This is a genomic window from Acerihabitans sp. (assembly GCF_036398755.1).
In the GTDB taxonomy this organism is placed as follows: Bacteria; Pseudomonadota; Gammaproteobacteria; order Enterobacterales; family Enterobacteriaceae; genus Acerihabitans.
The window spans coordinates 1-7438 of the sequence record NZ_DASWOM010000116.1 but is presented as its reverse complement, the minus strand read 5'-3'; the positions used below and the strand labels follow the sequence as shown (position 1 = coordinate 7438).

Sequence of the window (7438 nt, the reverse complement as noted above, 5' to 3'; positions counted from 1 at the left end):
CAAACTAGCTATTGCAGAAAAGAAACTACCGCTCTATTATTACCCCGACGCCCCATTTATATTATTCGAGATTAGGACAATGAGCGAAGCACTTAAAATTCTTAACAACATCCGAACTCTGCGTGCGCAAGCTAGAGAATGTACTTTGGAGACTCTGGAAGAAATGCTGGAGAAACTTGAGGTCGTTGTCAACGAACGCCGTGATGAAGACAGCCAGGCACAGGCTGAAATCGAAGAACGTACACGCAAATTACAGCAATATCGTGAAATGCTGATTGCCGACGGTATCGATCCGAATGAATTGCTGCAAACCATGAGCGCGTCTAAAGCTACTGGTAAAACCAAGCGTGCAGCTCGTCCGGCTAAATATCAGTACACCGATGAAAACGGTGAGAGCAAAACCTGGACCGGCCAAGGCCGTACGCCTGCCGTCATCAAGAAGTCTATTGAAGACGAAGGCAAGACCCTGGACGATTTCCTGCTGTAATCCACCGGTTGCCGCTTTTATAAAATACCCGTTTGAATACCCGGCGGGTGTTTTTTTTTGCCTGAATGCAAACCGAAAGTTTTAATGTGTATAAATTATGAGCGGCATTATTAGCACAATAGACATTAGGCGGTGGTGCCTGGACAAGTGAAATTTATCCTTTTATACGGCGGTCATGCCGGCGATTAAGCGCTGCCGGGGCGGCGGACAAAAAAAACGGCCTTTTGGCCGCCTTTTTTGACATTTATCACAGCAATTTAGTTAGAGTCATTGGTGATAATAATCACGATACCAATTGACAAAATGCCCTATTCCTTCCTGCACCCCGGTCAGGGGTTTAAAACCGATGGCCTGGTACAAGGCGCTGGTATCCGCGCTGGTCTCGAGCACATCGCCGGGCTGCATCGGCAATAAATTCATTTCAGCCTTAATGCCCAACGCATTTTCCAGCGCCTTGATGTATTCCATCAATTGGACCGGTTGACTATTGCCGATATTATATACGCAATACGGGGCGGAGCTGGTGGCGGGAGAACCGGTTTCCACCGTCCAATGGCTATCGGCCTGCGGTATGACATCCTGCAAACGGATAATGGCTTCGGTGATATCGTCTATATAAGTGAAATCACGCCGCATTTCGCCGCGGTTATACACATCGATACGCCTGCCGGCCAGCATGGCCTCGGTAAATTTGAATAACGCCATATCCGGACGGCCCCAGGGACCGTATACGGTAAAAAAGCGCAAGCCGGTGGTTGGCAGTTGATAAAGATGCGAATAAGTATGTGACATTAACTCATTGGCTTTTTTCGTCGCCGCATACAATGAGACCGGATGGTCCACCGCATCGTCGGTGGAAAAAGGCAATTTGCGATTCAGTCCATATACCGAGCTGGATGAGGCGTAAAGCAAATGTCCAACGCCATTATGCCGGCACCCTTCCAGGACATTAAGATGGCCTATAAGGTTGGAGTCCGCGTACGCCAGGGGATTTTCCAACGAATAGCGCACTCCCGCCTGCGCGCCCAAATGGATCACCCGCTGGAATCCTTCCCCGGCAAACAGGGACGCCATCCCCTGCCGATCGGCCAGATCGAGCTTATGAAAGGTGAACCCGGCATCGGCCTGCAATCGCTCGAGCCGCGATTGCTTCAGGCGAACATCGTAATAGTCGTTCAGATTATCAATGCCGACGACCTGATGGCCGTCGGCAAGCAGGCGCCTGCCGACGTGATAACCAATGAACCCCGCGGCGCCGGTGACTAAAAATTTCATGCTGCCCCTTGCCCTTACTTATAAGACGCGAGCGAAGCCCCACGACCAATGGCGTAATAGGTAAAACCACGGTTGGCCAGGCGATCCGGATCGTATAAGTTGCGTCCGTCGAAAATGACCGGCTGCTTTAACGCCTTCTTCACCATATCAAAATCAGGCGCGCGGAAATTTTGCCATTCCGTGCAGATTATCAAGGCGTCCGCCCCCTGTAGCGCGGCTTCCTTGGTGCCCATCAGCTTCAGGTCGGCACGGTGGCCGTAGATGCGTTGGGTTTCATCCATCGCCTCGGGATCAAAGGCCTGCACCTGCGCCCCGGCCTGCCATAATGTTTCCATTAATACCCGGCTGGAGGCTTCGCGCATGTCGTCGGTATTGGGCTTGAAGGAAAGCCCCCACAAGGCAAAGGTCTTGCCCGCCAGGTTTTCACCGAAATGGCGTTTGATAAACTGCGGCAGCTTGTCTTTTTGCTGGTAGTTGACGTCTTCCACCGCCTGCAGCAGCTTGGGCTGGTAACCGATGTGTTCGGCGGTGCGAATCAGCGCCTGCACATCCTTGGGGAAGCATGAGCCGCCGTATCCGCAGCCGGGGTAGATAAAATGATAGCCGATGCGCGGGTCGGAGCCGATGCCCTGGCGCACTTTTTCGATATCGGCGCCCAGCAGTTCGGCCAGATTGGAGATCTCGTTCATAAAGCTAATCTTGGTGGCCAGCATACAGTTGGCCGCATATTTGGTTAACTCCGCGCTGCGGATATCCATCAGGATCATGCGGTCATGATTGCGGTTAAACGGCTCGTATAGTTCGCGCAGCAGCTCCACCACGTCATCGTTATCGGTACCGACCACGATACGTTCGGGACGCATGCAGTCGGCCACCGCCGCCCCTTCCTTGAGGAATTCGGGATTCGAGACCACGTCGAAGGTGAGCTTGCTGTCGCGCGCCTGCAGCGTTTCCTGCATAACGGCCCGGACTTTATCCGCCGTGCCGACCGGTACGGTGGACTTGTCCAGGACGACTTTATGTTCGTCCATGTATTGGGCTATGGTGCGCGCAACCGCCGTAACGTACTTAAGGTCGGCGGAACCGTCCTCATCGGGAGGCGTACCCACCGCGATAAACTGCATAATGCCATGTTTAACGCCGGCCTCGGCGTCAGTGGTGAACTGCAGCCGGCCTGATTCATAGTTCTGCTGCACCAACGGGGTCAGTCCGGGTTCATAGATGGGGATATTGCCGTTTTTGAGATTTTCGACCCTGTTTGCGTCAACATCGACGCACAGCACGTCGTGACCGACTTCAGCCAGCACCGCCGCCTGCACCAAACCAACATAACCGATACCAAATACAGTCACTTTCATGTTGAAATTCCCGGTAAAAATACGCCCTGAAAATAAAAAATCAATCCGCGATGGTTTCTTTTAGCCATTGGGTAAATTCTTTTCCCAGGCTTTCATGGCGAATGCCATATTCCACAAAGGCTTCCATATAACCCAGTTTATTGCCGCAGTCATGGCTCAGCCCTTTCAGGTGGTAAGCTTCAACGGTCTCTTTTTCCATCAACATGGCGATGGCGTCGGTGAGCTGGATTTCATTGCCGGCGCCCGGAGGGGTTTTAGCCAGCAACGGCCAGATATCGGCCGACAGGACATAACGCCCCACCACCGACAGGTTGGACGGCGCGTCCTCGGCGGCGGGTTTTTCCACCACGTTGACCATCGCCGCGCTTTCGCCCGGTTTTAATTCCTTGCCCTGGATATCCACCACGCCGTAGTTGGTCACATCTTCAACCGGCTCGACCATGATCTGGCTGTGGCCGGTTTCGGTGAAACGTGCCAGCATTTCGCTGAGATTTTCTGTTTTCAGGTTGGATTCGAATTCATCGATAATCACATCTGGCAGGATAACCGCCACCGGTTCGTCGCCCACCAGCGGATGGGCGCACATGACCGCATGTCCCAGCCCTTTCGCCAGTCCCTGACGCACTTGCATAATGGTGACGTGCGGCGGGCAGATAGCCTGGATTTCGGCCAGAAGCTGACGTTTGACGCGTTTTTCCAGCATGGCTTCAAGCTCGAAGCTGGTATCAAAATGGTTTTCGATGGAATTTTTGGAAGAATGTGTGACCAGGATAATTTCATTAATACCGGCAGCGATGCATTCATTGACGACATATTGAATCAGGGGCTTATCCACTAAAGGCAACATTTCTTTCGGGATGGCCTTGGTCGCCGGCAACATGCGCGTCCCCAACCCTGCCACCGGAATCACCGCTTTTCTGACTTTGGTATTAATTGCAGACATCAACCACCTCTCTCTTATCATCAAGATAATAAATTTTATTTATCTAATTTTAAACCTATTAAGTATACCAGCTTAAGAAGAAGTCGCCTGATGAAAGGAGGTGTTTGATAAAAAATTAGGACAATTACCCATTTTAGAAGGGGTTATAAATTAACAACTTGGCTGTTCAAATAACCGGCAATCAATAGTGGAGCGCGGTTTATCAATCCGTGGACAGCATAAGCCTCAGCCGCCCGCCCGCGCCCCACACCTGACACTGCCAGGCATTGCAATGCTGGCTGACCTGATTAATATAAGCGCCGCTCATCGTGCCCAGCGGCACGCCGCTGTTGAGCTGAATTTGCTGGTTATTGGCGGTGAGCGTGGCGTTCAACCCCGCCGAGACCAGTATCAGGTTATTCAAGCCCCGATGGTAGTATCCCACCAGCAGGGGAAATTGCCCGTCCAGATTAGCCTTGCGCAGCAGTTGGTTTACCTGTTTCAGCAGCGTGGTCAGCTCCGGCAGGCGATGGGCGCGATTGGCCAGGTGCGCCTGCAGCAGCCCGTTAAACAAGGCGCGCAGCAGCAGCGCCGCCAATACGCCTTTTTCTTCCGCGCGGGTAACGTCAAGGCAATAAAACGCCAGATCGTGCTCGGATAACGCGGCGATATCCAGCACCAGTCCAGGCTGTTCGGCCATGGTGAGCTGCCGGTAATTAACCCGGCAGCGGGCAATTTGCTGCTGCACCGGCGGCTGTAATTGCTTTAGCAGCTTCGCCGCGGCGCCGGGATGCTGGCTCAGGGCATCCCAATCCTGGAACAGCTGTTCTTCTTCATCCACCTGGGAGGTAAACATATCGGGATAAAGACACCCAAGCACGGTTTCCCGCAGGCGGACAAAATCATCCAGCGGTTTTAACAGCACATCCTGCACGCCAAGCCGCAGGACTTTGGCGATATCGGTCATCTGATCGGTGCCGGAAACCACCAATACCGGCGTGACGGCGTCAACCGAGCGAAAACGCTCCACGAACGTCAGGCCGTTCATTTCCGCCATTTCAAGATCGCAAATGACCAGATCCGGTCTGGTGGTGGGCAGCATATTCAGCGCTTCGCCTCCATGGCTGGCTTCATGGACCACGGCACCCAGCGACTGGAGAAATTGCGTCAGTACGGAGCGAAAGACTGGCTCGTCCTCAACAACTAAAATTTGTTTGTTTACTAACGGCTTCGCCATCAAAAACCTCTTTTTCCAATCAGCTTAACAGCGGCTCAAGCAGACCACTTTTACTTTTAAAAAAACTCAGGGGCTGATTAGTGTATTGCTCACAAACTATGCGTTCCTGCGTTTGAACATCAATCGGCCGCGTTCTTAGCCGACTTCCCCCCTGGTACCCCATTCAACAAGCCGGATATGGTTCTCGACGGCGTTAAAATGATGTTGCCTAAGTAAGGAGCGTAGTAGTCATTAGATAAAAATGCACTTTATCCGGGCAAAATGATGGCGGTTTAGCGGTGCATTGACAAGGAAAAATAGCATTTTCATTGCCAAACCATATGATTTATTGTTCAAAATCATTGATCTTTTGCCTTGTCTTGAGGTAAGGCATAAAATGCCTCGTTTAAGGTGTTCGCGTCGGGCCCGGCGACGGGCCTGGCCGGTTATCGGCGATGTAAATGGCGACCCTGTTGTCGCCCCTAGAGGTGTTGTGGATACCCTTTGCCCATGCGGCAGCGGCCTGCGTTCGGAACAGTGCTGCGCCGTATTTATCAGCGGCGCGAGCCGTCCCCGGACGCCGGGCCAGTTAATGAGATCGCGTTATACCGCGTTCACCCAAGCTAATGTCGATTATCTGATTGCCACCTGGCATCCAGAGTGCAACGCGTCGCGCTGGCGCGCCGAACTGGCCGCCCAGTGCGCCGTGAGCCAGTGGCGCGGTCTCAGGGTCAAGTCGGAATCCCCCGGCAAGGACCCCATGGAAGGCTATGTGGAATTCATCGCCCGTTTTTTTGACGGGCAACGGCAGCGGCCGGGTTTTATCCATGAACGCTCACGCTTTGTCCGCATCGACGATCGCTGGTATTATGTCGACGGCGTGCATAAGCAGCCCGCCAGAAACGAGCCCTGCCCCTGTGGTTCGGGCAACAAATACAAGAAGTGTTGTGGATGCTGACCCGGCCGGTTCTCCCGGTACGCTTTTCATGACAGATTATCGGCTTCGACAGGATCAGCAAGTTAATGCAGTCGCAAACTATACAGAGAAAAATTTTACGCACCATTTGCCCGGATGAAAAAGGCCTGATCGCGCAAATCACCAGTATTTGTTTCAGCCATCATTTAAATATCGTGCAAAATAATGAGTACGTTGATCACCGCAGCGGACGTTTTTTCATGCGCACCGAGCTGGAAGGCGTTTTTGACGACGCGCGGCTGCTGGCCGACCTTGATCGGGTGTTGCCCGTCGGCACGGTGCGTGAGATCAAGCAGGCCGGCCGGCGTCGCATCGTGGTGCTGGTGACCAAGGAAGCGCACTGTCTGGGCGATTTGCTGATGAAAAGCACCTATGGCGGCCTGGATGTGGATATTGCGGCGGTTATCGGCAATCACGACACGCTGCGCACGCTGGTGGAGCGTTTTGAGATCCCGTTCCATCTGGTCAGCCACGAAGGGTTTACCCGCGAAGAACATGATGCCCGCATGGCGGAGCGAATCGACGGCTACCGCCCCGATTATGTGGTCCTGGCCAAGTATATGCGTGTGCTGACGCCCGACTTTGTGCGTCACTACCCCAACCAGCTGATTAATATTCACCATTCATTCCTGCCGGCGTTCATTGGCGCGCGACCTTATCACCAGGCTTACGAGCGCGGCGTGAAGATTATCGGCGCCACGGCCCATTATGTGAATGATAACCTTGACGAAGGGCCGATTATCAGCCAGGACGTGATTAACGTCGACCATACCTACACCGCGGAGGATATGATGCGCGCCGGCCGCGACGTCGAGAAAAACGTCCTTAGCCGGGCGTTATACCGGGTGTTGGCGCAGCGCGTATTCGTCTATGGCAACCGGACCATCATATTGTGATGGCGAGTCGCTGCGGTGATGAACGCCTGAGTTAGTGACCTGCCCGTGCCTGTGTGCCGGTTTGTCGGCAGGCTGGGTGAACATTTGCCGCCTTATGCCGAAAAAAGCGGCAAGTGAATCATTTAACGCGAGTTTGCTCTTTACAGGGCCGTCTTATTTGATATGATGCGCCCCGCTTGACGAGATAATCGTTTATAGGCCAGGTGGGGTTCCCGAGCGGCCAAAGGGAGCAGACTGTAAATCTGCCGTCACTGACTTCGAAGGTTCGAATCCTTCCCCCACCACCATTTTGAATACCCGGCATCACT

Annotated in this window: 7 protein-coding genes and 1 tRNA gene; 4 read left to right on the top strand and 4 right to left on the bottom strand. The window is 53.3% G+C overall.

Annotation, left to right across the window (positions count from 1 at the left end; genetic code table 11):
- Positions 1–79 precede the first annotated feature (79 nt).
- On the top strand, positions 80–487 hold the full coding sequence (hns, locus tag VGC33_RS19730; RefSeq protein ID WP_331122485.1) for a histone-like nucleoid-structuring protein H-NS: 408 nt from the start codon (positions 80–82) through the stop codon (positions 485–487).
- A 267-nt stretch (positions 488–754) separates the two neighbouring features.
- On the opposite strand, the gene VGC33_RS19725 is transcribed toward hns, so the two are convergent.
- The 4 genes from VGC33_RS19725 to rssB form a co-directional block, all read right to left on the bottom strand.
- On the bottom strand, positions 755–1762 hold the full coding sequence (locus VGC33_RS19725) for an NAD-dependent epimerase (protein ID WP_331122484.1): 1008 nt from the start codon (positions 1760–1762) through the stop codon (positions 755–757).
- Positions 1763–1776: 14 nt separating this feature from the next.
- The gene (locus VGC33_RS19720) at positions 1777–3120 is read right to left on the bottom strand and encodes a UDP-glucose dehydrogenase family protein (RefSeq protein WP_331122483.1); all 1344 of its coding nucleotides are present in this window, start codon (positions 3118–3120) and stop codon (positions 1777–1779) included.
- A 40-nt stretch (positions 3121–3160) separates the two neighbouring features.
- Positions 3161–4063 (bottom strand): UTP--glucose-1-phosphate uridylyltransferase GalU, encoded by a 903-nt coding sequence (gene galU, locus VGC33_RS19715; RefSeq protein ID WP_331122482.1) that lies wholly within the window; start codon positions 4061–4063, stop codon positions 3161–3163.
- A 202-nt stretch (positions 4064–4265) separates the two neighbouring features.
- Positions 4266–5279, bottom strand: a complete 1014-nt coding sequence (gene rssB / locus VGC33_RS19710; RefSeq protein ID WP_331122481.1) for a two-component system response regulator RssB — start codon at positions 5277–5279, stop codon at positions 4266–4268.
- Between the two features lie 472 nt (positions 5280–5751).
- Between rssB and VGC33_RS19705 the strand changes: the two genes are divergently transcribed.
- From VGC33_RS19705 to VGC33_RS19695, 3 genes are all read left to right on the top strand, one after another.
- The gene (locus tag VGC33_RS19705) at positions 5752–6216 is read left to right on the top strand and encodes a YchJ family protein (protein ID WP_331122480.1); all 465 of its coding nucleotides are present in this window, start codon (positions 5752–5754) and stop codon (positions 6214–6216) included.
- A gap of 65 nt (positions 6217–6281) precedes the next feature.
- Positions 6282–7130, top strand: a complete 849-nt coding sequence (gene purU / locus VGC33_RS19700; protein ID WP_331122479.1) for a formyltetrahydrofolate deformylase — start codon at positions 6282–6284, stop codon at positions 7128–7130.
- A 202-nt stretch (positions 7131–7332) separates the two neighbouring features.
- Positions 7333–7417 (top strand) — tRNA-Tyr (locus VGC33_RS19695).
- Positions 7418–7438 lie beyond the last annotated feature (21 nt).